The sequence below is a fragment of the Burkholderia sp. 4NA327C6 genome, assembly GCF_005502655.1.
In the GTDB taxonomy this organism is placed as follows: domain Bacteria; phylum Pseudomonadota; class Gammaproteobacteria; order Burkholderiales; family Burkholderiaceae; genus Burkholderia; species Burkholderia contaminans.
This window is the reverse complement of sequence record NZ_SCNZ01000003.1, coordinates 1-21,289: the sequence shown is the minus strand read 5'-3', so window position 1 is coordinate 21,289 and position 21,289 is coordinate 1. Positions and strand designations below refer to the sequence as shown.

The following is a 21,289-nucleotide window of genomic DNA, read 5'->3' as shown; positions in this document are numbered from 1 at the left end:
GTTTCGCGTGTCGGCGCGACGCAGCGTTACTGATACAATTTCCCGATGACCTATCAAGTTCTCGCACGCAAGTGGCGTCCGAAGGATTTCGCTTCGCTCGTCGGCCAGGAGCACGTCGTCAGGGCGCTTACGCACGCGCTCGACGGCGGGCGTCTCCATCACGCCTATCTGTTTACCGGAACCCGCGGTGTCGGCAAGACGACGCTGTCGCGGATCTTCGCCAAGGCACTCAATTGTGAAACCGGCGTTACGTCGCAGCCGTGCGGCGTGTGCCGTGCCTGTCGCGAGATCGACGAAGGGCGATTCGTCGATTACGTCGAGATGGATGCCGCGAGCAACCGCGGCGTCGACGAAATGGCCGCGCTGCTCGAGCGTGCGGTGTACGCGCCCGTCGATGCGCGCTTCAAGGTCTACATGATCGACGAAGTGCACATGCTGACGAATCACGCGTTCAACGCGATGCTGAAGACGCTCGAGGAGCCGCCGCCGCACGTCAAGTTCATCCTCGCGACCACCGATCCGCAGAAAATCCCCGTGACCGTGCTGTCGCGCTGCCTGCAGTTCAACCTGAAGCAGATGCCGGCCGGGCACATCGTGTCGCATCTCGAACGGATCCTCGGCGAAGAGCAGATCACGTTCGAGCCGCAGGCGCTGCGCCTGCTCGCGCGTGCCGCGCAGGGCAGCATGCGCGACGCGCTGTCGCTCACCGACCAGGCGATCGCCTATTCGGCGAACGAGGTGACCGAGTCGGCCGTGTCGGGCATGCTCGGCGCGCTCGACCAGACTTACATGGTGCGTCTGCTCGACGCGCTCGCCGCAGGCAGCGGCCCGGAAATCCTGGCGATTGCCGACGAGATGTCGCTGCGCAGCCTGTCGTTCTCGACCGCGCTTCAGGATCTCGCGAGCCTGCTGCATCGCATCGCGTGGGCGCAGTTCGCGCCGGGCTCGGTGCTCGACGAATGGCCCGAAGCGGGCGACCTGCGCCGCTTCGCCGAGACGCTGAGCCCCGAGCAGGTCCAGTTGTTCTATCAGATCGCGACGGTCGGTCGTGCCGAGCTCGGCCTGGCGCCGGACGAGTACGCCGGTTTCACGATGACGCTGCTGCGGATGCTCGCGTTCGAGCCGGCGGTTGCCGCCGGCAGTGCGCCGGGCGGCCAGCCGTCCGCGCCGCGTGCGGTGCCGGGCCCGCGCGTGGCGGCGGCATCGGCCGCTGCGGCGAAGCCGGTATCGGCTAAACCTGCCGAAGCAGTGCGGCCGCAGGCTATTGCTCCGGCACCGCCCGCGGCACCGGTTGCGCGTGCAGCGCCGGTACAGTCCGGCGACGAAGCAGACCGGCCGGCCGTGACGCCGGCCGCCGTCGAAGCAGCCGCGCCGGCCCCGATTGACGCGCCAGTCGTCGAAGTGCCGCAGTCGCAGACGGCTGCGGCACCGCAAGCGGAGCCGGCCGGCGACAACCCGGCACCGGTACGCAAGGAACCCGAGCGGCCTGCTGCCCCGCCTGCTGCCGTTGCGCAGCGAAGCGACGAGCCGGCTGCGCCGGCCGAACCGATGCCGCGCGCTGCGCCGCCTGAGCCCGCCGCGCGTCCGGCGGCGCGTTCCGGCGGAGCCGCTGCCGCGCTCGACGTGTTGCGCAATGCGGGGATGCGCGTGTCGTCCGACCGCGGGCGCGCAGGCGCCGCCGCGGCGAAAACGGCTGCCCAGCCGGCCGCCGAGAAGCCGGCCGCACCGCGTCCCGCCGCCGTCCAGGTGCCGACGCCGCGCGCTGCCGCTCGTGCACCGCAGGCGGCCGATTCGCGCCAGGCTTCGCCGCCGTGGGAGGACATCCCGCCCGACGACTACGTGCCGCTCAGCGCCGACGAAATGTTCGGCGGCCCGCCCGACGATGGCTTCGTGCCGGTATTCGACAGCGGCCCCGACGATGTGCGCGTGGCGCCGAGGCCGGCGGAAACCCGTCCGTCCGCACCGGTCGACACGCGTCCGTTGCCGCCTGCGATCGCACTCGATCCGGTCGGCTTCGACGGCGAATGGCCGGCGCTCGCCGCGCGGCTGCCGCTCAAGGGCGTCGCGTACCAGCTCGCGTTCAACAGTGAGCTGACGGCTGTCGATGCGACGACGTTGAAGCTTTCCGTACCGGTGCCGCAATATGCGGACGCCGCGCAGGTCGCGAAGCTGAAGGCCGCGCTGGCCGACGCGCTCGGCAAGCCGGTCGAGGTGGCGGTCGAGGTCGGGCCCGCGCGGCGCACCGCGGCGGCGCTCGACGCGGCCGCGCGCGCGGCACGCCAGCGCGAGGCCGAGCAGGAGATTCACGGCGACCCGTTCGTCCAGCAGCTCGTGCGCGATTTCGGCGCGCGCATCGTAGAAGGTTCGGTGCGCCCGCTCGCCGATGCGGCGCCGGACGGCCCGCCGCCGACACTGCATTGAACTGACCGCCCCGCGACAGGCACAATCACGCCCACACATAGGCCGGCACGCGCCGCGTGCCGGTTTTCACACGATCAAGAAGGAGTATTCCCATGTTGAAAGGCAACCTCGCCGGACTGATGAAGCAAGCGCAGCAAATGCAGGAAAACATGAAGAAGATGCAGGAGCAGCTTGCGCTGATCGAAGTCGAAGGGCAGTCGGGCGCCGGCCTCGTCAAGGTGACGATGACGTGCCGCAACGAAGTGCGTCGCGTGTCGATCGACCCGAGCCTGCTCGCGGACGACAAGGACATGCTCGAGGACCTCGTTGCGGCTGCGTTCAACGATGCCGTGCGCAAGGCCGAAGCGACGTCGCAGGAAAAGATGAGCGGCATGACGTCGGGCCTGCCGCTGCCCCCGGGCTTCAAGCTGCCGTTCTGAGCACCGCGCCCGTGCCACTTTTTGCCCCCGTATGAAACAGCCGTCCGCCCTGTCCGCTCTCGTCGAAGCGTTGCGCGTGCTGCCCGGCGTCGGGCCGAAATCCGCGCAGCGCATGGCGGTCCACCTGATGCAGCACGATCGGGAGGGCGCGGAGCGGCTCGGCCGGTCGCTGCTGTTCGCGACCGAGCACCTGCAGCACTGCGAGAAGTGCAACACGTTCACCGAAGCGCAGATCTGCGAGGTCTGCAGCGACGAAGAGCGTGATCCGACGCTGCTGTGCGTCGTCGAGACGCCTGCCGACCAGATCATGCTCGAGCAGACGATGACTTACCGCGGGCTGTATTTCGTGCTGATGGGTCGGCTGAGCCCGCTCGACGGGATCGGTCCGAAGGAAATCCATTTCGATCGCCTCGTGCGGCGCGCGTCCGACGGTGTCGTCAAGGAAGTCGTGCTCGCGACCAACTTCACGAACGAAGGCGAAGCCACCGCGCACTACCTCGGGCAGACGCTGAAGGCGCGCGGGCTCGCGGTCACGCGCCTCGCACGCGGTGTGCCGGTGGGCGGTGAGCTCGAATACGTCGACGCGGGCACCATCGCCCGCGCGATGCTCGACCGCCGCACGATGTAAGCCGGGCGCCGCCGGCAGGCGGCGCCGTTCCTCATGCCAGGGAGACACATGAGCACCAGCCAGGGTCCGCTCGCGGGCGTCAAAGTGCTCGAATTCGGAACGCTGATCGCGGGGCCGTTCGCGTCGCGGCTGTTCGCCGAATTCGGCGCGGAAGTGATCAAGATCGAGGATCCGAACGGGGGCGACCCGCTGCGCAAGTGGCGCAAGCTCCATCCGGAGCAGGGCGGCACGTCGCTGTGGTGGTCCGTTCAGGCGCGCAACAAGAAATCGGTCACGCTCAACTTGAAAGCCGACGCCGGCAAGGCGATCGCGCGCCAACTTGCGCGCGAGGCAGACATCGTGATCGAGAATTTCCGCCCGGGCCTGCTCGAAAAGCTCGGGCTCGGCTACGACGTGCTGTCGGCCGACAACCCGGGCCTCGTGATGGTGCGTCTGTCCGGTTACGGACAGACCGGCCCGTACCGCGACCGGCCCGGCTTCGGCGCGATCGCCGAATCGATGGGCGGGCTGCGTCACATCACCGGCTATCCCGAACTGCCGCCGCCGCGCATCGGCATCTCGATCGGCGATTCGATCGCCGCGCTGCACGGTGTGATCGGCGCGCTGATGGCGCTGCATCACCGCAAGGTCAACGGCGGTGCGGGGCAGGTGGTCGACGTTGCGCTGTATGAAGCCGTCTTCAACATGATGGAAAGCGTGGTGCCCGAATACGGCGTGTACGGGATGGTGCGCGAGCGCACCGGCGCGTCGCTGCCGGGCATCGTGCCGTCGAATACGTATGCGTGCCGCGACGGCAGCATCGTGATCGGCGGCAACAGCGATCCGATCTTCAAGCGGCTGATGAAGGCGATCGAGCGCGACGACCTCGCCGACGATCCCGCGCTCGCGCAAAACGACGGGCGCGTGCCGCGCACGCAGGAGATCGACGACGCGATTGCCGCGTGGCTTGCGCCGCGCACGATCGAAGAAGCGCTCGTCGTGCTCAACGCCGCCGACGTGCCGGCCGGGCGTATCTACAGCGCGGCCGACATGTTCACCGATCCGCAGTTCGTCGCGCGGCAGATGATCCAGCGCTTCAAGCTGGCCGACGGCACCGACATTCCGTTGCCGAACATCACGCCGAAGCTGTCCGACACGCCGGGCGAAACACGCTGGCTCGGGCCCGAACTCGGCGAGCACACGGACGAGGTGCTGCGCGGTCTCGGCTACGACGCGCAGGCGATTGCCGCACTGCGCGACGCGGGCGCGATTTGATTCCCCTCGGGCCTGTCGCTTCGCGCCAGGCTCCTGGAGCGGCGCATTCCCCAAGGGGGCTCCGCTGGCGGGGGAAAACCCGGGGCGACGCGGTGTTTTCCCGAGCACGCAGAACGCCGCAGCGCAACGCGGCGGCGCGGCGTGTCCGGGGGGCCGCAACCGTCCATCCGTAGTCGCCGGACTGTCGCTCTCGCGCCATCTTTCCTCGGTTACAATCGCCGGATGCGAATCCTACTCAGCAACGACGACGGCTATCTCGCCCCCGGTCTCGCCGCGCTCAGCGACGCGCTGCAGCCGCTGGCCGAGCTCACGGTGATCGCGCCCGAGCAGAACTGCAGCGGCGCGTCGAACTCCCTCACGTTGTCGCGGCCGCTGTCGGTGCAGCGCGCGGCGAGTACGGGTTTCTTCTACGTGAACGGCACGCCGACCGATTCGGTTCACGTCGCGTTGACGGGGATGGCCGAAGCCAGCCCGGACCTCGTCGTTTCCGGGATCAACAACGGCCAGAACATGGGCGAAGACACGCTCTATTCGGGGACAGTTGCGGCCGCCACCGAAGGCATCATGTTCGGCGTGCCGGCCATCGCATTCTCGCTGGTCGACAAGGGCTGGGCCCATCTGGCCGACGCCGCGCGCGTCGCCGCGGAGATCGTCGAGCACTATCTCGCGCATCCGCTGCCGGGCCAGCCGCTGCTCAACGTCAATATTCCGAACCTGCCGTACAACGAACTGAAAGGCTGGAAGGTCACGCGCCTCGGCAAGCGTCATCCGTCGCAGCCGGTGATTCGCCAGACCGACCCGCGCGGCGAACCGATCTACTGGATCGGCGCGGCAGGTGAAGCGCTGGACGCCAGCGACGGCACCGATTTTCACGCAGTGGCAAACGGTTTCGTGTCGATCACGCCGCTGCAACTGGACCTCACGCATACGCAGATGCTGCCCGCGACGCGCGAATGGGCGCGCGCCGGAGGGCGGGCTTCATGAGCGGCGAGCGCGCGAAGCGGTTCCCGCTCGCGCTCGAAGATCTCAAGCGAGCGCCACGCAAGTCGGAAGGTCGGGCCGGCGAACGCCATGCGGCGGTCGCGGTATCGAAGGCCGCCGACAAGCCTGCAGCCGTGCTGAAACCGGTTGCGGTGAAGCCTGCCGTGGTGCGGACGGCATTGCCCGGCTCCGCCGCGGCGAAGCCCGCGACCGTTCCGAAGCCGACCGCGCTGAAGCCCGCCATGCCGAAGCCGGCCGCGCCGAGCGTCGCGCCGGCCGGCGCGTTCGCGCTTACGTCGGAACGCGTGCGCGAACGGATGGTCGAACGGCTGCGCGCGAACGGTGTGACCGACGCGCGCGTGCTGGAAGCGATGGCCGCGGTGCCGCGACACATGTTCGTGGATCCGGGGCTCGCGACGCAGGCTTACGAGGATTCGGCGTTGCCGATCGGCCACCAGCAGACCATATCAAAGCCGTCGGTCGTCGCGCGCATGATCGAGCTCGCGATGGCCGGCCGCACGCTCGAGCGCGTCCTCGAGATCGGCACGGGCTGCGGCTATCAGGCCGCCGTGCTGAGCCACGTGGCGCGCGACGTGTATTCGATTGAACGCATCAAGCCGCTCTACGAGCGCGCGAAGCTGAACCTGCGGCCGCTGCGCGTGCCGAACATCCGTCTGCACTACGGCGACGGGCGTGTCGGCCTGCCGTCCGCGGCCCCGTTCGACGCGATCGTGATCGCGGCGGCGGGGCTCGACGTGCCGCAGGCGCTGCTCGAACAGCTCGCGATCGGCGGGCGGCTCGTCGCGCCGGTCGGCGCGCAGAGCGGGCAGCACCAGGTACTCACGCTCGTCGAGCGCGTCGCGCACGCGCAATGGCGAGCGTCACGGCTTGATCGCGTTTTCTTTGTCCCTTTAAAATCCGGAGTAATTTGAAACCGATGAGTATGTTGCGCGCGATGCAAAACAACCGTTCCAGGGAACCGCTCACGCTCGCCCAGCGGGCGATCTGCGTAGCTGCGTTCTCCACGCTTCTGGCCGCCTGTGCGACGCGGCTCGACAACGCGCCCGTCGTCGATCGCTCCGGTTCGCTCGGCACGACCGGCGCCGCGCAGCCCGCGGCGCCGCTCCCGCCGGCGCCGCCGGGTTACTACCGGGTGAAGCCGGGCGATACGCTGTACCGGATCGCACTCGAAAACGGGCAGAACTATCGCGACATCGCCGCGTGGAACAACCTGGCGAACCCGAACCAGATTGAAGTCGATCAGCTGCTGCGCGTTTCGCCGCAGGCCGGTGCCGCCGTTGCGGGCACGCAGGTCGCCGCGCCGATCGCGGGCGCCGCCGTTGCGACCGCGCCGCTCAGCAGCGGTCCGGCAACGCCGGCCGCCGGTACGTCGTCGTCGGTCGCGACGCCGCCTGCCGCAGCAGCCGCATCGAGCGATACGGCAGCCGCGCCGAGCGGCCCCGTGACGTTCGCATGGCCCGCGCGCGGTCCCGTGCTGAACGGTTTCGACGACGCGAAGAACAAGGGCGTCAATATCGGCGGGTCGGCCGGCGAGACCGTGAAGGCGGCGGCCGACGGCCGCGTTGTCTACTCCGGTAATGGTCTGCGCGGCTACGGCAACCTCATTATCATCAAGCACGATGCAACTTACCTCACGGCGTATGCACACAATCGCGCTTTGATGGTAAAAGAGGGGGACGCGGTAACGAAGGGGCAGAAGATCGCCGAGATGGGGAACAGCGATTCCGACCGCGTGATGCTGCATTTCGAGGTTCGCCGGCAGGGTAAACCTGTCGATCCGCTGAAGTATTTGCCGCCTCAATAACCGAGACGACCATGCCGAAATCGAAGCGCCACGAGCCGCAAGCCGAGTCTGAGAAGATCAGTCGTGCCACGCAAGCATCGGTGGGGCGAGCTGGTGCTTCGACGGACGACGAAGACGATGTCGCGGAAAACGAGCGTGACCTCGAGGCACGCGACTCTGACGCGGAAGGCGGCGACGACGAGCGCGAAGGCCGCGCCGAGGTGGCGCCCGACGTCGACGATTTCCGCACGCTGCTGCAGGCCGAGCTCACGGCCGACACGATCCAGCATTACCTGAACCGCATCAGCGTGAAGCCGCTGCTCACCGTCGAGGAGGAGCAGCGCTATTCGCGTCTGGCCAAGGCCGGCGAATTCGAGGCGCGGCAGGTGATGATCGAGCGCAACCTGCGTCTCGTCGTCAGCATCGCGAAGGGTTACCTGAACCGCGGCGTGCCGCTGCTCGATCTGATCGAGGAAGGCAACCTCGGCCTGATGCATGCAATCGAAAAATTCGACCCGACGCGCGGCTTCCGCTTCTCGACCTACGCGACGTGGTGGATCCGGCAGAGCATCGAGCGCGCGATCATGAATCAGGCCCGCACGGTGCGCCTGCCCGTGCACGTGATCCGCGAACTGAACCAGGTGCTGCGCGCGAAGCGCCACCTCGAAAAGAACTCGATGTCGACGGGCGAGGCGGCCGAGCGCCGTGAAGCCAGCATCGACGACATCGCCTATCTCACCGGCAAGACCGCCGAGGAAGTCACCGACATCCTCGCGCTCAACGAGCACACGGCGTCGCTCGATGCACCGCTCGACCTCGATCCCGCGAGCAGCCTGCTCGATCTGCTGCCCGACGACCAGAGCCAGTCGCCCGACGCGGAGGTGCAGCACCGCGAGCTCGAGACGCTGACGCGCGCGTGGCTGTCGCGGCTGTCCGACAAGCATCGGCATGTGATCGAGCGCCGCTTCGGCCTGAACCACATCGAACCGGCAACGCTCGAGGAGCTGGCCGACGAGATGGGGCTTACACGCGAGCGCGTGCGCCAGATCCAGCAGGAAGCGCTGGTGCGCCTCAAGCGGTTTTTTGCCTCCAACGGTGTGCGCAAGGACGCCGTTCTGTAACTGATGACTCCGATTCTTGTTTTTGACATCGAGACGATTCCCGATGTCGACGGCATTCGCCGTCTGGAAGACCTGCCCGCGACGCTCGACGATGCCGCGGTGGCCGAACATGCGTTCGCGGCCCGCCGCGAGAAGACCGGCGGCGATTTCCTGCCGCACCACCTGCAGCGGATCGCGGCGATTTCGTGCGTGTTTCGCGACAACAACGGGTTTCGCGTGCGCTCGCTCGGCACGCCGCAGGACAACGAAGCGACGCTGATCCAGTCGTTCTACCGCGTGATCGAGAAATACACGCCGCAGCTCGTGTCGTGGAACGGCGGCGGCTTCGATCTGCCGGTGCTCCATTACCGCGCGCTCGTGCACGGCATTCCCGCGAGCCGCTACTGGGACCTCGGCGAGGACGACCGCGATTTCAAGTGGAACAACTACATCTCGCGTTACCACTCGCGGCATACCGACCTGATGGATGTGCTCGCGATGTACCAGGCGCGCGCGAACGCGCCGCTCGACGCGCTCGCGAAGATGTGCGGCTTTCCGGGCAAGCTCGGCATGGACGGCAGCCAGGTTTGGCCGGCGTTCCAGGCCGGGCGGATCGAGGAAATCCGCAACTATTGCGAAACCGACGTCGTCAATACCTACCTGCTGTATTGCCGGTTTCAGTTGATGCGCGGCGGCCTGACGCCGAGCGAGTATGCGGACGAGATCCTGCTCGTGAAGAACTCGCTTGCGCAGGAGCCTGCGTCGCACTGGGCCGAATACCTGGCCGGCTTCGACGCGTAGCGCGGGCGAGGTGCGCCGCGGACGGTGGCGCGATCATCCCAGTTCGAGCAGCACCGGCTGGTGATCGGACGCGCGCACGTCGCCGTCGATCTCGCAGCGCGTGACGCGTGGCACCAGCGTTTCGGTCACGAACACGAAGTCGCACGTGAGCGGCCCCTCCGACCATTGCACCGTATCGTAGACCCCCGCCGTCGGCGGTGGCGGCCGGCCGGGGTGTCGTGCGACCCATGCGTCGACGAAGCGCGGCGCCTCATCGATCGGCTCCAGGAATCGGCGATAGGCGTCGCTGCCGAATGGGCTGTTGAAGTCGCCGCAAACGATCGCATCGCACGGCTGGCCGGTCGCGCTGAACGGCCCCTCGGCGGTTTCGGCAGGCGCCGGTCGTGCCGCGTGCGTGCAGGCCTCGCGGTGCCGGTCGCGCAATGCGTCGACCTGGGCGAGCCGCTGGCGCGCCGAATAATATTCCAGATGCGTGGTGACCACCCGCAGTGGCCCGACGGGCGCCTGCAACTCGACGTCGAGCGCGACGCGTGGCATCGACGGCGCGCCGGCGTCGGCCGGCCAAGGCAGCAACTGGCGGAGCACGCGCCTGACCGGCAGCCGGGTTGCGATCGCGTTGCCGAACTGGCGGCGCGGTGCGCCGGTTTCGATGGGCGGCAAGTCGGCGCCGATCGCTTCGGCGATCGTATATCCGGGCAGCAGTGCCGCGAGTTCGGCGAACTGGTCGGCACCGGGCCCGCCGGGCAGTGCACCAAAGCCGCGCGTGACTTCCTGCAGGCAAAGCACGTCGAAGTCGCCGAGCGCGTGGATCGCGGCGACGGTGCGTGAAAGATCGACGCCGCCGTCCGCGTCCCGACCCCATTGGATGTTCCAGTCGATCAGCTTCATGGTCGAATCTCCTGTCGGGCGGATCCCGGGCCCGGAGCCGCTTGTGAGTCGGCGCGACGGGCCACGCGCGGCCACGGGTGCGCCCGGGCCGTCCGTCTGGCCGTTTCGGTGCAATGGCGGGCCGGCTATGCTTAAGTATCGACGCTTGGCGCATGCAAAGCGGGCGATGCGGGCCTGCGTCGTCTACAATCTCGCCTTCTTCAACGTTTGTCAGGAAAAGCTGGTGTCCGAAGCCGTCCCCACTTCTGCGCGCAAATCAAGAAATGCGCCCGTCGCGCCCGGAATCGCCCCGGTCCTCGAGATCGAATCGCTCGACATGGAAGCGCGCGGTGTCGGCCGCACGATTACCGAGGACGGCGAGCCGGGCAAGGTCATCTTCGTCGAGGGCGCGCTGCCGGGCGAGCGCGTGACCTATTCGAGCTTCCGCCGCAAGCCGAGCTACGAGCAGGCGACGGTTGTCGACATTCTGCGCCCGAGCGTGATGCGCACGAAGCCGAAATGCGCGTTCTTCGGCACCTGCGGCGGCTGCTCGATGCAGCATCTCGACATGCGCGCCCAGGTGGCGGTCAAGCAGCGCGTGCTCGAAGACAACCTGTGGCACCTGGCGAAGCTGCGCGCGGAAACGATGTTCGCGCCGATCCATGGCCCGTCGTGGGGCTATCGCTACCGCGCACGCCTGACCGTGCGCAACGTCGCGAAGAAGGGCGGCGTGCTGGTCGGATTCCACGAGAAGAAGAGCAGCTACGTCGCCGACATGACGAGCTGCGAAGTGTTGCCGCCGCACGTGTCGGCGATGCTCGTGCCGCTGCGCAGGCTCGTCGAGGGGCTGTCGATTCGCGATCGGATGCCGCAGATCGAACTCGCGGTCGGTTCGGAAGTGACGGCGCTCGTGCTGCGTGTGCTGGAGCCGATCAACGCGGACGACGAAGCGCTGCTGCGCGCGTTCGCGGACGAGCACAAGGTGCAGTTCTGGCTGCAGCCCAAAGGCCCTGATACGGTGGCGCCGTTCTATCCGCTCGACGTGTCGCTCGATTACACGCTGCCGGAATTCGGCATCCGCATGCCGTTCAAGCCGACCGACTTCACGCAGGTCAACCATCAGATCAACCGCGTGCTGGTGGGCCGCGCGCTGCGCCTGCTCGCCCCGTCGCGCGACGACCGCGTGCTCGACCTGTTCTGCGGGATCGGCAACTTCACGTTGCCGCTCGCACGGTTGTCGCGCGAGGTGATGGGCATCGAAGGCAGCGACACGCTGACGACGCGCGCGCTGGCGAATGCGCGCGAGAACGGTGTCGACGGCCACACGACGTTCGCGTGCCGGAACCTGTTCGAAGTGACGGGCGACGACATCCGGGCGCTCGGCGCGTTCGACAAGTTCCTGATCGACCCGCCGCGCGAAGGCGCGCTCGCGGTGTCGAAGGCGCTGGCCGAGATCGCGCAGAGCGGTGAAGGCCCGCTGCCGAAGCGCATCGTCTACGTGTCGTGCAACCCGTCGACGCTGGCACGTGACGCGGGCCTGCTCGTGCACGAGGCCGGCTACCGCCTGAAGGGCGCCGGTGTCGTGAACATGTTCCCGAATACGTCGCACGTCGAATCGATCGCGCTGTTCGAGCGCGACTGAGTCGGGCGGCGGACGCAAAAAACCGGCCCGCGGGCCGGTTTTTTCATGGGGGTAGCGAACGTCAGTTGCGGTTGCCGCCAAAGATGCCGAGCAGCGCGAGCAGGTTCGTGAACACGTTGTACAGGTCGAGGTAGATCGCGAGCGTTGCCGAGATGTAGTTCGTCTCGCCGCCGTTCACGACGCGCTGGACGTCGAACAGCATGTACGCGGAGAAGATCGCGATCGCAAGTACCGACACGGTGAGCATCAGCGCCGGGAGTTGCAGGAAGATGTTCGCGACCGATGCGAGCAGGATCACGATCACGCCCATGAACAGCCACTTGCCGAGCCCCGAGAAGTCGCGCTTGCTGACGGTGGCGATCGTCGCCATCGCGGCGAAGATGATGCCGGTGCCGCCGAACGCCAGCATGATCAACGACGGGCCGTTCGAGAAGCCGAGGATGAAGCTCAGCAGCCGGGACAGCATCAGGCCCATGAAGAACGTGAAGCCGAGCAGCACGAACACGCCGACCGAGCTGTTTTTGGTCCGCTCGATCGCGAACATGAAGCCGAACGCGATCGCGAAGAACGCGAGCAGGCTCATCATCGGGCTCGTGGCCGCGAACAGCGAGAAGCCCGTCGCGACGCCGACCCAGGCGCCCAGCACGGTCGGCACCATCGACAGCGCGAGCAGCCAGTACGTGTTCCGCAGCACGCGGTTGCGGACCTCGGCGGTGCTGACGGAACCGCCACGGCCGAAATTGTACGGATAGTCGTTCATGGTTTCTCCTAACATTGAACGCATGGGCGTCCGGGGCCGGTTCGGCGCGCGCGGTGTGCGGCGCAGCAAACCGGAGCAGCTATGGCTAAGATACGTTCCGTGCCGGGAGGTTTCAATGGCCGGGCGGCACAAAACATATGGATTCTGAACCTTTCATGCGTGTAAGGGTTCAATCGCAATGATACACGGGATCGTGCTACAATAGCGGATTCATTTGAACCTGTAACTTCTTAATTTTTTGGAGTTTTTATGGCAATCGAGCGCACCCTGTCGATCATCAAGCCGGATGCGGTGGCAAAGAACGTGATCGGTCAGATCTACAGCCGTTTCGAAGGCGCCGGCCTGAAGATCGTCGCATCGCGCATGGCACACCTGTCGCGTGCAGACGCAGAGAAGTTCTACGCGGTTCACGCAGCGCGTCCGTTCTTCAAGGACCTCGTCGATTTCATGATCTCGGGCCCGGTGATGATCCAGGTTCTGGAAGGTGAAGGCGCGATCCTGAAGAACCGCGACCTGATGGGCGCAACGGATCCGAAGAAGGCAGAAAAGGGCACGATCCGCGCCGACTTCGCCGACAGCATCGACGCGAACGCCGTGCACGGCTCGGACGCTGCTGAGACGGCAGCGGTCGAAATCGCGTTCTTCTTCCCGGAAATGAACGTTTACTCGCGCTAAGCCCTGGCTGGCAGCAAGTAGGCAGGATTCAGCGCACGCGGCAAGGCAGCACATCATGACGAGCGAAACTTCCGTCAATCTTCTCGACTTCGATGCCGAGGGTCTTGTCGCGTACTGCGGCAGCCTCGGCGAGAAGCCGTTCCGCGCCAAGCAGTTGCAGCGCTGGATCCACCAGTACAACGCTGGCGACTTCGACGGCATGACCGATCTCGCGAAGTCCTTGAGAGAAAAACTCAAGGGCCGCGCGTCGATCGGCATGCCCGAGATCGCCAGCGATCACGTTTCCGCCGACGGCACGCGCAAGTGGCTGATCGACGTCGGAAACGGCAATGCGGTCGAAACCGTGTTCATCCCGGAAGAGACGCGCGGCACGCTGTGCGTGTCGTCGCAGGCCGGATGTGCGGTCAACTGCCGCTTCTGTTCGACGGGCAAGCAGGGCTTTTCCCGCAACCTGTCGACAGCCGAAATCATCGGCCAGCTCCGGATGGCCGAATTTGCATTGCGAGCGTCCCTGGGTCGCGCGCCCGGTCCGAACGGCAAGGCCGAACGGGTCGTCACTAACGTGGTGATGATGGGCATGGGCGAGCCGTTGCTGAATTACAGCGCGGTCGTGCCGGCGATGCGGCTGATGCTCGACGACAACGCATACGGGCTGTCGCGCCGTCGCGTCACGCTGTCGACGTCTGGCGTGGTGCCGATGATGGACCGCCTCGGCGCCGAGCTGCCGGTCGCGCTGGCCGTGTCGCTGCACGCGCCGAACGATCCGCTGCGCGACGAGCTGGTGCCGCTCAACAAGAAGTATCCGCTGCGCGAGCTGATGGCGGCTTGCCAGCGTTATCTGAAAGTCGCGCCGCGCGACTTCATCACTTTCGAATACTGCATGCTGGACGGCGTCAACGACACCGAAGCGCATGCGCGCGAACTGCTGGCCGTCACACGCGACGTGCCGTGCAAGTTCAATCTGATCCCGTTCAATCCGTTTCCGGAATCGGGCCTCATCCGCTCGAAGCCGGAGCAGATCAAGCGCTTTGCACAGGTCCTCATCGATGCGGGTGTCGTCACGACCGTGCGCAAGACGCGCGGCGACGACATCGATGCCGCGTGCGGCCAGCTGGCCGGCGCAGTGAAGGACCGCACGCGCCTCGCGGAACGGACGGGCGCAGCAGGAAAGATCATCGAAGTTCGGGCGATTTGACAGGGATGCCTGGCCGGGGATGCCAGGGCCTTTAAGCGGTACAACACGCGAATAGCGATCGGTCGCGGCGCCTCGGCGTCGCGCATGGTAAGGACAGTTGCGGGTGCCGGCCGGCGTGAACCGGTGGCGGCCGCCAGTGAAGAAGAATCGACGCGAGGACAAGGATGAGTGAGCCGCAGCCGTCTAACGGCGCAGAGACGAATGGCGCGAAGCCGGCACCGGCGGGGTTGGAATCGCTTGCGGCAGTCGGCAGCCGACTGGCGCAGCTTCGGGAAACAAGGGGTTGGACCGTCGATGACGTGTCGGCGCGACTCAAGGTCGCACCGCAGAAGCTTCGGGCACTCGAGGCCGGCGACATCAGCCATTTGCCCGGCGTGACGTTCGCGCTCGGTGTCGTGCGCAGCTACGCGAAGATGCTCGGCGTCGATCCGGAGCCGTTCGCGCAGGCGTTGCGCCGTGAGCGCGGGGTGCCGGAAGTCGATCTGTCGATGCCCGCGTCATCGGGCACGGATCTGCCGCGCGGCCGCGTGTCGATTCCGCTGGGCGGGTCGTCGCGGCACCACCCATGGCTTTGGGGCACGGGGATCGTCGTCGTCGCGGTAGTTGCCGTACTGATGTGGCACACTGGCGGCGATTCGTCGAGCCTGCTCGCGCGCTTCAAGAGCGGCGATGCTGAGCATGCGTCGGCCGCGAGCGCGCCGGCGGCATCGTCGTCATCCGTCGAAGAGGCCGCCTCGAGCGGCGCGTCTGCCGTAGTCGCGAATGAGGTTCCGGCCCCGGCCGTTGCGTCTGCAGCGCCGGCGCCGGCAGTTGCGTCGGCTGCTCCGGCGCCTGCGCCCGTGGCGCCGGTCGTGACGGCAGCCGCGTCGCAGCCCGCCGTGGCAACGGCGACGGCAAGCGCCGCAGTACCGGCCCAGCCGGCGAGCGTCGTGGTTGCGGCCGGCCAGTCGATGATCGAACTGAAGGTCAAGCAGGACAGCTGGTTCAGCGTGCGCGACAAGAGCGGCAAGGAGCTGTTCTCCGGGCTGGTGCACGGCGGCGAGGCGAAGCAGGTCGCCGGCGACGGCCCGTTCAAGGTCACGATCGGCAACAAGGCGGGCCTCGACGCGATCGCGTTCGACGGAAAACCTGTCGATCCGGCAAAATATTCGGCAGCGCGGGGTAATGTGGCGCGGTTCACGTTGCCCTGACGTCAAGCGCCGTGGCGAAGGCCTGTCGACGATATCGGCAGGCCGTGAGGGCACGGCGCTTTTTCAATTCATGCGCCGCGTTGAGGCGCATTCCGCGTAAATGGATCTATCGATGCAATCCGAAGCTCAATCCCCACGCAGCAGTCAGATTTGTTCAACCGAGCCGGTGTTCGGCGGGCACAAGCCGCGCCGTGTATCGCATGCGGTGGATGTCCGCTGGGGCGGGCAACTCGTGACGATCGGCGGCGACGCGCCGGTGCGCGTGCAGTCGATGACGAATACCGACACGGCCGACGCGATCGGCACGGCAATCCAGATCAAGGAACTCGCGAACGCGGGCTCCGAACTGGTGCGCATCACGGTCAACACGCCCGAGGCCGCGGCCGCCGTGCCGGCGATCCGCGAGCAGCTCGATCGCATGGGCGTGACCGTGCCGCTCGTCGGCGATTTCCACTACAACGGCCACCTGCTGCTGCGTGACTACCCGGGCTGCGCCGAGTCGCTGTCGAAGTACCGGATCAACCCGGGCAACGTCGGCCAGGGTGCGAAGCGCGATACGCAGTTCGCACAGATGATCGAGGCTGCGGCCAAGTACGACAAGCCGGTGCGGATCGGCGTGAACTGGGGCAGTCTCGACCAGGACCTGCTCGCGCGCATGATGGACGAGAACGGTGCGCGTGCGCAGCCGTGGGACGCGCAGAGCGTGATGTACGAGGCGCTGATCCAGTCGGCGATCGGCTCGGCCGAGCGTGCGGTCGAACTGGGCCTCGGCCGCGACCGCATCATTCTGTCGTGCAAGGTCAGCGGCGTGCAGGACCTGATCGCCGTGTACCGCGAACTCAGCCGCCGCTGCGGCTTCGCGCTGCACCTCGGGCTGACCGAGGCCGGCATGGGCTCGAAGGGCATCGTCGCGTCGACGGCTGCGCTCGGCGTGCTGCTGCAGGAAGGGATCGGCGACACGATCCGCATCTCGCTGACGCCGGAACCGGGCGCGTCGCGCACGGGTGAGGTGATCGTCGGCCAGGAAATCCTGCAGACGATGGGCCTGCGTTCGTTCGCACCGATGGTGATCGCGTGCCCGGGCTGCGGCCGTACGACGAGCACGCTGTTCCAGGAACTCGCGATGCAGATCCAGACCTACCTGCGCGAACAGATGCCGGTCTGGCGCAAGGCGTATCCGGGCGTCGAGAAAATGAACGTCGCGGTGATGGGCTGCATCGTCAACGGCCCGGGCGAATCGAAGCACGCGAATATCGGCATCAGCCTGCCGGGCTCGGGCGAGAACCCGGCCGCGCCTGTCTTCATCGACGGCGAGAAGGTCAAGACGCTGCGCGGCGAGCGGATCGCCGAGGAATTCCAGCAGATCGTCAGCGACTACGTCGAACGCAACTACGGCCGCGCTGAGGCCACGAACTAATTCGTCCACACACACGATGACTGAACAAAAACGCAAGATCGAGAAGCTCACCGGCGTCAAGGGCATGAACGACATCCTTCCGCAGGATGCCGGCCTTTGGGAGTTCTTCGAAGCTACGGTGAAATCGCTGCTGCGCGCATACGGTTACCAGAACATCCGCACGCCGATCGTCGAGCACACGCAGCTCTTCACGCGCGGCATCGGTGAGGTCACCGACATCGTCGAAAAAGAGATGTACAGCTTCACCGACGCGCTGAACGGCGAGAACCTGACGATGCGCCCGGAAAATACCGCGGCCGTCGTGCGCGCGTCGATCGAGCACAACATGCTGTACGACGGCCCGAAGCGCCTGTGGTACATCGGCCCGATGTTCCGTCACGAGCGTCCGCAGCGTGGCCGCTATCGCCAGTTCCACCAGGTCGGCGTCGAGGCGCTCGGCTTCGCGGGCCCTGATGCGGATGCCGAGATCATCATGATGTGCCAGCGCCTGTGGGACGACCTCGGCCTGACCGGCATCAAGCTCGAGATCAACTCGCTCGGCCTTGCCGAAGAGCGTGCCGCGCATCGCGTCGAACTGATCAAGTACCTCGAGCAGTTCGCCGACGTGCTCGACGAGGATGCGAAGCGCCGCCTGTATACGAACCCGCTGCGCGTGCTCGACACGAAGAACCCCGCGCTGCAGGAAATCGCGCAGAACGCGCCGAAGCTGATCGACTTCCTCGGCGACGAGTCGCGCGCGCACTTCGAAGGGCTGCAGCGCCTGCTGCTCGCGAACAACATTCCGTTCAAGATCAACCCGCGTCTCGTGCGTGGTCTGGACTACTACAACCTGACCGTGTTCGAGTGGGTGACCGACAAGCTCGGCGCGCAGGGCACGGTCGCAGCCGGCGGCCGCTACGATCCACTGATCGAGCAGCTCGGCGGCAAGCCGACCGCTGCATGCGGCTGGGCGATGGGCATCGAGCGGATCCTCGAACTGCTGAAGGAAGAGGATCTCGCGCCCGAGCAGGAGGGCGTCGACGTGTACGTCGTGCACCAGGGCGAGACCGCGCGTGAACAGGCGTTCATTGCGGCCGAGCGCCTGCGCGACACGGGCCTCGACGTGATCTTCCACTGCAGTGCCGACGGCGCGCCGGCGAGCTTCAAGTCGCAGATGAAACGGGCCGACGCAAGCGGCGCCGCGTTCGCGGTGATCTTCGGTGAAGAAGAGGTTGCAAACGGCACGGTGGGCGTGAAAGCGCTGCGCGGTGCGGGCGGAGATGGGGAAAAGAACGTTCAGCAGACCGTACCGGTCGAAGGCTTGACCGAATTCCTAATCAATGCGATGGTTGCATCCGCCGAAGACGGCGACGACTGATCGCGCTGGCATCCGCTCGACAAGAAAAGCCTGAACAGGAAGGAATCGCTCGCCGATGAGTTATCACGACGAACAAGAATCGATTGAAAGTGTCAAGGCGTGGTGGGCCCGCTGGGGCAACCTCACCACGTGGATCGTGCTCGCGGCGCTCGTCGTCGCGGCCGGTTTCAACGGCTGGAACTACTGGCAGCGCCGTCAGGCTGCCGAGGCGTCCGGGCTGTACGAACAGGTCCAGAAGGCCGCCGCCGCGAACGACAAGGCGACGATCGCTCGCGCCGCCGCCGACATGGAAGACAAGTTCGGCAGCACGCCCTATGCGCAGATGACTGCACTCTCCGCTGCGAAGACGCTGTACGCAGCCGGCGACTCGGCCGGTGCGAAGGCGCAGTTGCAATGGGCCGTCGATCACGCCAAGGACGACGAGTACAAGCAGATCGCGAAGCTGCGTCTCGCGTCGCTGCTGCTCGACGAGAAAGCGTACGATGCGGGCCTCGCGCTGCTGTCGGGTACGCCGGTCGATGCATTCAAGGGCCTCGTGGCCGATCGTCGCGGCGATCTGCTTGCCGCGCAAGGCAAGACCGACGACGCGCGCGCGGCTTACAAGCTCGCGCTCGACGGCCTGTCGAAGGACGACCAGTCCGCGCGTCAGCTCGTGCAGTTCAAGCTGGACGCGCTTGGCGGCTGAACCCCGGTCCCCTCAACCTCTTAACTCTGCTTCGCTAACCGATGAATTTGCTGAAACGTTACGCTGTGCCCGTTGCCTGCGCGGCGGCTGTCCTCGCACTGGCGGCCTGCTCGTCGTCGAAGGACGCGCGCCGCGTGCCGACGCCGCTCACCGAGTTCAAGCCCGTGATGGACGTGCAACAGGTCTGGAAGGCGAGCGTCGGCAAGGGCGGGCGCTACCTGTTCTCGCCGGTGGCCGTGGGCGACGCCGTCTACGCAGCGGGCGAGAACGGTTCGGTCGAGAAGATCGACGCGAAGACGGGCCAGACGCTCTGGCGCGCGAAGGTCGGCTCCGACCTGTCGGCCGGTGTCGGCAGTGACGGCAACCTGACCGCGGTCGGCGCGCTGAAGGGCGGCGTGTTCGTGCTGGGCCCGGACGGCAAGCAACTGTGGAAGACCAGCGTGCAGGGCGAGATCTTCTCGCCGCCGCTCGTCGGCAACGGCCTCGTGGTCGTCCGCACGATCGACGGCCAGGTGATCGCGTTCAACGCGCAGACGGGCGAACAGAAGTGGAACTACCGCAACCGCGCGGTGCCGCTGAACCTGCGCGTGTCGGCCGGCATGACGTTCGCGGGTGACGCAGCGGTGCTGGCGGGCTTCCCGGGCGGCGGGCTGGTCGCGATCAACCTGCAGACGGGCGAGCCGTTCTGGCAGACCCCGGTGTCGTTCCCGAAGGGCGTGACCGAAGTCGAGCGCATCAACGACGTCAGCGGTCCGCCGACGCTCGTGGGCGCGGAGGCCTGCGCGGTGACGTTCCAGGGTCAGCTTGGCTGCTTCGATGCGAACTCGGGCCGCCCGCTGTGGGAAAAGGCGTTCTCGAGCCGCAGCGGTCTCGCGCAGGACGATTCGGTGGTCGCCGGCGGCGACGACTGGTCGGTCGTGACTGCGTACGACGCTGCGTCGGGCAACCAGCTGTGGCGTAACGACAAGCTCAAGAGCCGTGACGTCGGCGTGCCGTATCTGCTCGGGCACGCGGTCGTGTTGGGCGATTACAAGGGCTTCGTGCACTTCCTGTCCCGCGAAGACGGCAGCTTCATCGCACGGATGAAGACCGACGGCAGTGCGATTACGGCGGCGCCGGTCCTCGCGGGCAACACGCTCGTCGTGCAGACGAAGGACGGCGGCCTGTACGGATTCCGTCCGCGCTGACGCGCAGGAAACATGCGCGGCCGTGGCGCGACGGGCTTGTCCCGCGCGCCGCGGCCGCGCGACTTGAAGGCGGCCGGTGCTCCCGGCCGCTCGGTATTTGAAAGGCAGTTCGAGACGAAAGACGACGGCGCGCAACGCGCGCCAGGCGCGCGCATCCGGCGCGGCGCGAATTCGTGATATTTTCATTCAGCGCAGCCGCCCGCAGCAGCGGGCCTCCCGCTGCTGCGCTTCACCGTAGAAAACACAGATGAAACCGGTCATTGCCCTCGTTGGGCGCCCCAATGTGGGGAAATCCACGCTGTTCAACCGGCTCACGCGCTCGCGCGATGCGCTGGTCGCCGACTTGCCGGGCCTGACGCGCGATCGCCATTACGGCGAAGGGCGCGTCGGCGAGCGGCCGTACCTGGTCGTCGATACCGGCGGCTTCGAGCCCGTCGCGAAGGACGGCATCCTGCACGAAATGGCCCGCCAGACGCGGCAGGCGGTCGAGGAAGCCGACGTCGTCGTGTTCATCGTCGACGGCCGTAACGGGCTCGCGCCGCAGGACAAGTCGATCGCCGACTACCTGCGCAAGACCGGCCGGCCGATCTTCCTCGTCGTCAACAAGGCCGAGGGGATGAAGTACACGGCGGTCGCGACGGACTTCTACGAGCTCGGCCTCGGCGATCCGCGTGCGATCTCGGCTGCGCACGGTGACGGCGTCACCGACATGATCAACGAGGCGCTGGACGTCGCGTATGCGGACCGTCCGGAGGAAGAGGACGAGAACGATCCTTCGCGCGGCATCAAGATCGCGATCGTCGGCCGTCCGAACGTCGGCAAGTCGACGCTCGTGAACGCGCTGATCGGCGAGGATCGCGTGATCGCGTTCGACATGCCGGGCACGACGCGCGATTCGATCTACGT

General features: G+C 66.7%; 20 protein-coding genes. 18 read left to right on the top strand and 2 right to left on the bottom strand.

Annotated elements, in window-relative coordinates; genetic code table 11:
• Positions 1-45: 45 nt before the first annotated feature.
• The 9 genes from FFS49_RS03585 to FFS49_RS03545 all read left to right on the top strand — a co-directional run bounded on the left by FFS49_RS03585 (position 46) and on the right by FFS49_RS03545 (position 9,408).
• Positions 46-2,421: a DNA polymerase III subunit gamma/tau gene (locus FFS49_RS03585; protein WP_105818541.1), complete on the top strand. Its 2,376-nt coding sequence runs from the start codon at positions 46-48 to the stop codon at positions 2,419-2,421.
• Between the two features lie 92 nt (positions 2,422-2,513).
• Positions 2,514-2,840: a YbaB/EbfC family nucleoid-associated protein gene (locus tag FFS49_RS03580; protein WP_006482124.1), complete on the top strand. Its 327-nt coding sequence runs from the start codon at positions 2,514-2,516 to the stop codon at positions 2,838-2,840.
• Positions 2,841-2,871: 31 nt separating this feature from the next.
• Complete coding sequence (recR, locus tag FFS49_RS03575) at positions 2,872-3,468, top strand: recombination mediator RecR (protein WP_006478665.1); 597 nt, start codon at positions 2,872-2,874, stop codon at positions 3,466-3,468.
• A 48-nt stretch (positions 3,469-3,516) separates the two neighbouring features.
• A complete protein-coding gene (locus tag FFS49_RS03570; protein WP_039360293.1) occupies positions 3,517-4,722 on the top strand; it encodes a CaiB/BaiF CoA-transferase family protein in 1,206 nt (401 codons plus the stop codon).
• Between the two features lie 222 nt (positions 4,723-4,944).
• Positions 4,945-5,706, top strand: a complete 762-nt coding sequence (gene surE, locus FFS49_RS03565) for a 5'/3'-nucleotidase SurE (RefSeq protein WP_105818540.1) — start codon at positions 4,945-4,947, stop codon at positions 5,704-5,706.
• A complete protein-coding gene (locus FFS49_RS03560) occupies positions 5,703-6,635 on the top strand; it encodes a protein-L-isoaspartate(D-aspartate) O-methyltransferase (RefSeq protein ID WP_105818678.1) in 933 nt (310 codons plus the stop codon). The genes surE and FFS49_RS03560 overlap by 4 nt, the downstream gene beginning before the upstream one ends.
• A gap of 5 nt (positions 6,636-6,640) precedes the next feature.
• Complete coding sequence (locus FFS49_RS03555; protein WP_039360286.1) at positions 6,641-7,528, top strand: peptidoglycan DD-metalloendopeptidase family protein; 888 nt, start codon at positions 6,641-6,643, stop codon at positions 7,526-7,528.
• 11 nt (positions 7,529-7,539) lie between these two features.
• Complete coding sequence (rpoS, locus tag FFS49_RS03550; RefSeq protein WP_105818539.1) at positions 7,540-8,628, top strand: RNA polymerase sigma factor RpoS; 1,089 nt, start codon at positions 7,540-7,542, stop codon at positions 8,626-8,628.
• Positions 8,629-8,631: 3 nt separating this feature from the next.
• Positions 8,632-9,408, top strand: a complete 777-nt coding sequence (locus FFS49_RS03545) for a 3'-5' exonuclease (protein ID WP_039360281.1) — start codon at positions 8,632-8,634, stop codon at positions 9,406-9,408.
• Positions 9,409-9,441: 33 nt separating this feature from the next.
• On the opposite strand, the gene FFS49_RS03540 is transcribed toward FFS49_RS03545, so the two are convergent.
• Complete coding sequence (locus FFS49_RS03540; protein WP_105818538.1) at positions 9,442-10,296, bottom strand: endonuclease/exonuclease/phosphatase family protein; 855 nt, start codon at positions 10,294-10,296, stop codon at positions 9,442-9,444.
• A 223-nt stretch (positions 10,297-10,519) separates the two neighbouring features.
• On the opposite strand from FFS49_RS03540, the gene rlmD reads away from it, so the two are divergent.
• Positions 10,520-11,917 (top strand): 23S rRNA (uracil(1939)-C(5))-methyltransferase RlmD, encoded by a 1,398-nt coding sequence (gene rlmD / locus FFS49_RS03535; RefSeq protein ID WP_083417770.1) that lies wholly within the window; start codon positions 10,520-10,522, stop codon positions 11,915-11,917.
• Between the two features lie 61 nt (positions 11,918-11,978).
• Here the strand turns inward: rlmD and FFS49_RS03530 are convergent, their stop codons facing one another.
• A complete protein-coding gene (locus FFS49_RS03530) occupies positions 11,979-12,677 on the bottom strand; it encodes a Bax inhibitor-1/YccA family protein (protein ID WP_039360273.1) in 699 nt (232 codons plus the stop codon).
• Between the two features lie 249 nt (positions 12,678-12,926).
• Here FFS49_RS03530 and ndk point away from each other — a divergent pair, with 249 nt between their 5' ends.
• The 8 genes from ndk to FFS49_RS03485 all read left to right on the top strand — a co-directional run.
• The gene (gene ndk / locus FFS49_RS03525) at positions 12,927-13,352 is read left to right on the top strand and encodes a nucleoside-diphosphate kinase (protein ID WP_006478674.1); all 426 of its coding nucleotides are present in this window, start codon (positions 12,927-12,929) and stop codon (positions 13,350-13,352) included.
• 55 nt (positions 13,353-13,407) lie between these two features.
• Positions 13,408-14,547: a 23S rRNA (adenine(2503)-C(2))-methyltransferase RlmN gene (gene rlmN, locus FFS49_RS03520; protein ID WP_046545853.1), complete on the top strand. Its 1,140-nt coding sequence runs from the start codon at positions 13,408-13,410 to the stop codon at positions 14,545-14,547.
• Between the two features lie 164 nt (positions 14,548-14,711).
• On the top strand, positions 14,712-15,737 hold the full coding sequence (locus FFS49_RS03515; protein WP_105818537.1) for a helix-turn-helix domain-containing protein: 1,026 nt from the start codon (positions 14,712-14,714) through the stop codon (positions 15,735-15,737).
• Between the two features lie 112 nt (positions 15,738-15,849).
• A complete protein-coding gene (gene ispG, locus FFS49_RS03510; protein WP_039360263.1) occupies positions 15,850-17,154 on the top strand; it encodes a flavodoxin-dependent (E)-4-hydroxy-3-methylbut-2-enyl-diphosphate synthase in 1,305 nt (434 codons plus the stop codon).
• Positions 17,155-17,170: 16 nt separating this feature from the next.
• Complete coding sequence (gene hisS / locus FFS49_RS03505; RefSeq protein ID WP_039360260.1) at positions 17,171-18,511, top strand: histidine--tRNA ligase; 1,341 nt, start codon at positions 17,171-17,173, stop codon at positions 18,509-18,511.
• Positions 18,512-18,566: 55 nt separating this feature from the next.
• The gene (locus FFS49_RS03500; RefSeq protein ID WP_039360256.1) at positions 18,567-19,196 is read left to right on the top strand and encodes a tetratricopeptide repeat protein; all 630 of its coding nucleotides are present in this window, start codon (positions 18,567-18,569) and stop codon (positions 19,194-19,196) included.
• Between the two features lie 41 nt (positions 19,197-19,237).
• Positions 19,238-20,383, top strand: a complete 1,146-nt coding sequence (bamB, locus tag FFS49_RS03495; RefSeq protein ID WP_039360253.1) for an outer membrane protein assembly factor BamB — start codon at positions 19,238-19,240, stop codon at positions 20,381-20,383.
• A gap of 247 nt (positions 20,384-20,630) precedes the next feature.
• A partial coding sequence (locus tag FFS49_RS03485) for a GTPase (protein ID WP_137950995.1) occupies positions 20,631-21,289 on the top strand: 659 nt, incomplete at its 3' end.

Excerpts from the sequence above, each read along its gene's own strand:
- FFS49_RS03585 (WP_105818541.1), top strand. The coding sequence starts at position 46 with ATGACCTATCAAGTTCTCGCACGCAAGTGGCGTCCGAAGGATTTCGCT.
- FFS49_RS03580 (WP_006482124.1), top strand. The coding sequence starts at position 2,514 with ATGTTGAAAGGCAACCTCGCCGGACTGATGAAGCAAGCGCAGCAAATG.
- recR (WP_006478665.1), top strand. The coding sequence starts at position 2,872 with ATGAAACAGCCGTCCGCCCTGTCCGCTCTCGTCGAAGCGTTGCGCGTG.
- FFS49_RS03570 (WP_039360293.1), top strand. The coding sequence starts at position 3,517 with ATGAGCACCAGCCAGGGTCCGCTCGCGGGCGTCAAAGTGCTCGAATTC.
- surE (WP_105818540.1), top strand. The coding sequence starts at position 4,945 with ATGCGAATCCTACTCAGCAACGACGACGGCTATCTCGCCCCCGGTCTC.
- FFS49_RS03560 (WP_105818678.1), top strand. The coding sequence starts at position 5,703 with ATGAGCGGCGAGCGCGCGAAGCGGTTCCCGCTCGCGCTCGAAGATCTC.
- FFS49_RS03555 (WP_039360286.1), top strand. The coding sequence starts at position 6,641 with ATGAGTATGTTGCGCGCGATGCAAAACAACCGTTCCAGGGAACCGCTC.
- rpoS (WP_105818539.1), top strand. The coding sequence starts at position 7,540 with ATGCCGAAATCGAAGCGCCACGAGCCGCAAGCCGAGTCTGAGAAGATC.
- FFS49_RS03545 (WP_039360281.1), top strand. The coding sequence starts at position 8,632 with ATGACTCCGATTCTTGTTTTTGACATCGAGACGATTCCCGATGTCGAC.
- FFS49_RS03540 (WP_105818538.1), bottom strand. The coding sequence starts at position 10,296 with ATGAAGCTGATCGACTGGAACATCCAATGGGGTCGGGACGCGGACGGC.
- FFS49_RS03530 (WP_039360273.1), bottom strand. The coding sequence starts at position 12,677 with ATGAACGACTATCCGTACAATTTCGGCCGTGGCGGTTCCGTCAGCACC.
- ndk (WP_006478674.1), top strand. The coding sequence starts at position 12,927 with ATGGCAATCGAGCGCACCCTGTCGATCATCAAGCCGGATGCGGTGGCA.
- rlmN (WP_046545853.1), top strand. The coding sequence starts at position 13,408 with ATGACGAGCGAAACTTCCGTCAATCTTCTCGACTTCGATGCCGAGGGT.
- FFS49_RS03515 (WP_105818537.1), top strand. The coding sequence starts at position 14,712 with ATGAGTGAGCCGCAGCCGTCTAACGGCGCAGAGACGAATGGCGCGAAG.
- ispG (WP_039360263.1), top strand. The coding sequence starts at position 15,850 with ATGCAATCCGAAGCTCAATCCCCACGCAGCAGTCAGATTTGTTCAACC.
- hisS (WP_039360260.1), top strand. The coding sequence starts at position 17,171 with ATGACTGAACAAAAACGCAAGATCGAGAAGCTCACCGGCGTCAAGGGC.
- FFS49_RS03500 (WP_039360256.1), top strand. The coding sequence starts at position 18,567 with ATGAGTTATCACGACGAACAAGAATCGATTGAAAGTGTCAAGGCGTGG.
- bamB (WP_039360253.1), top strand. The coding sequence starts at position 19,238 with ATGAATTTGCTGAAACGTTACGCTGTGCCCGTTGCCTGCGCGGCGGCT.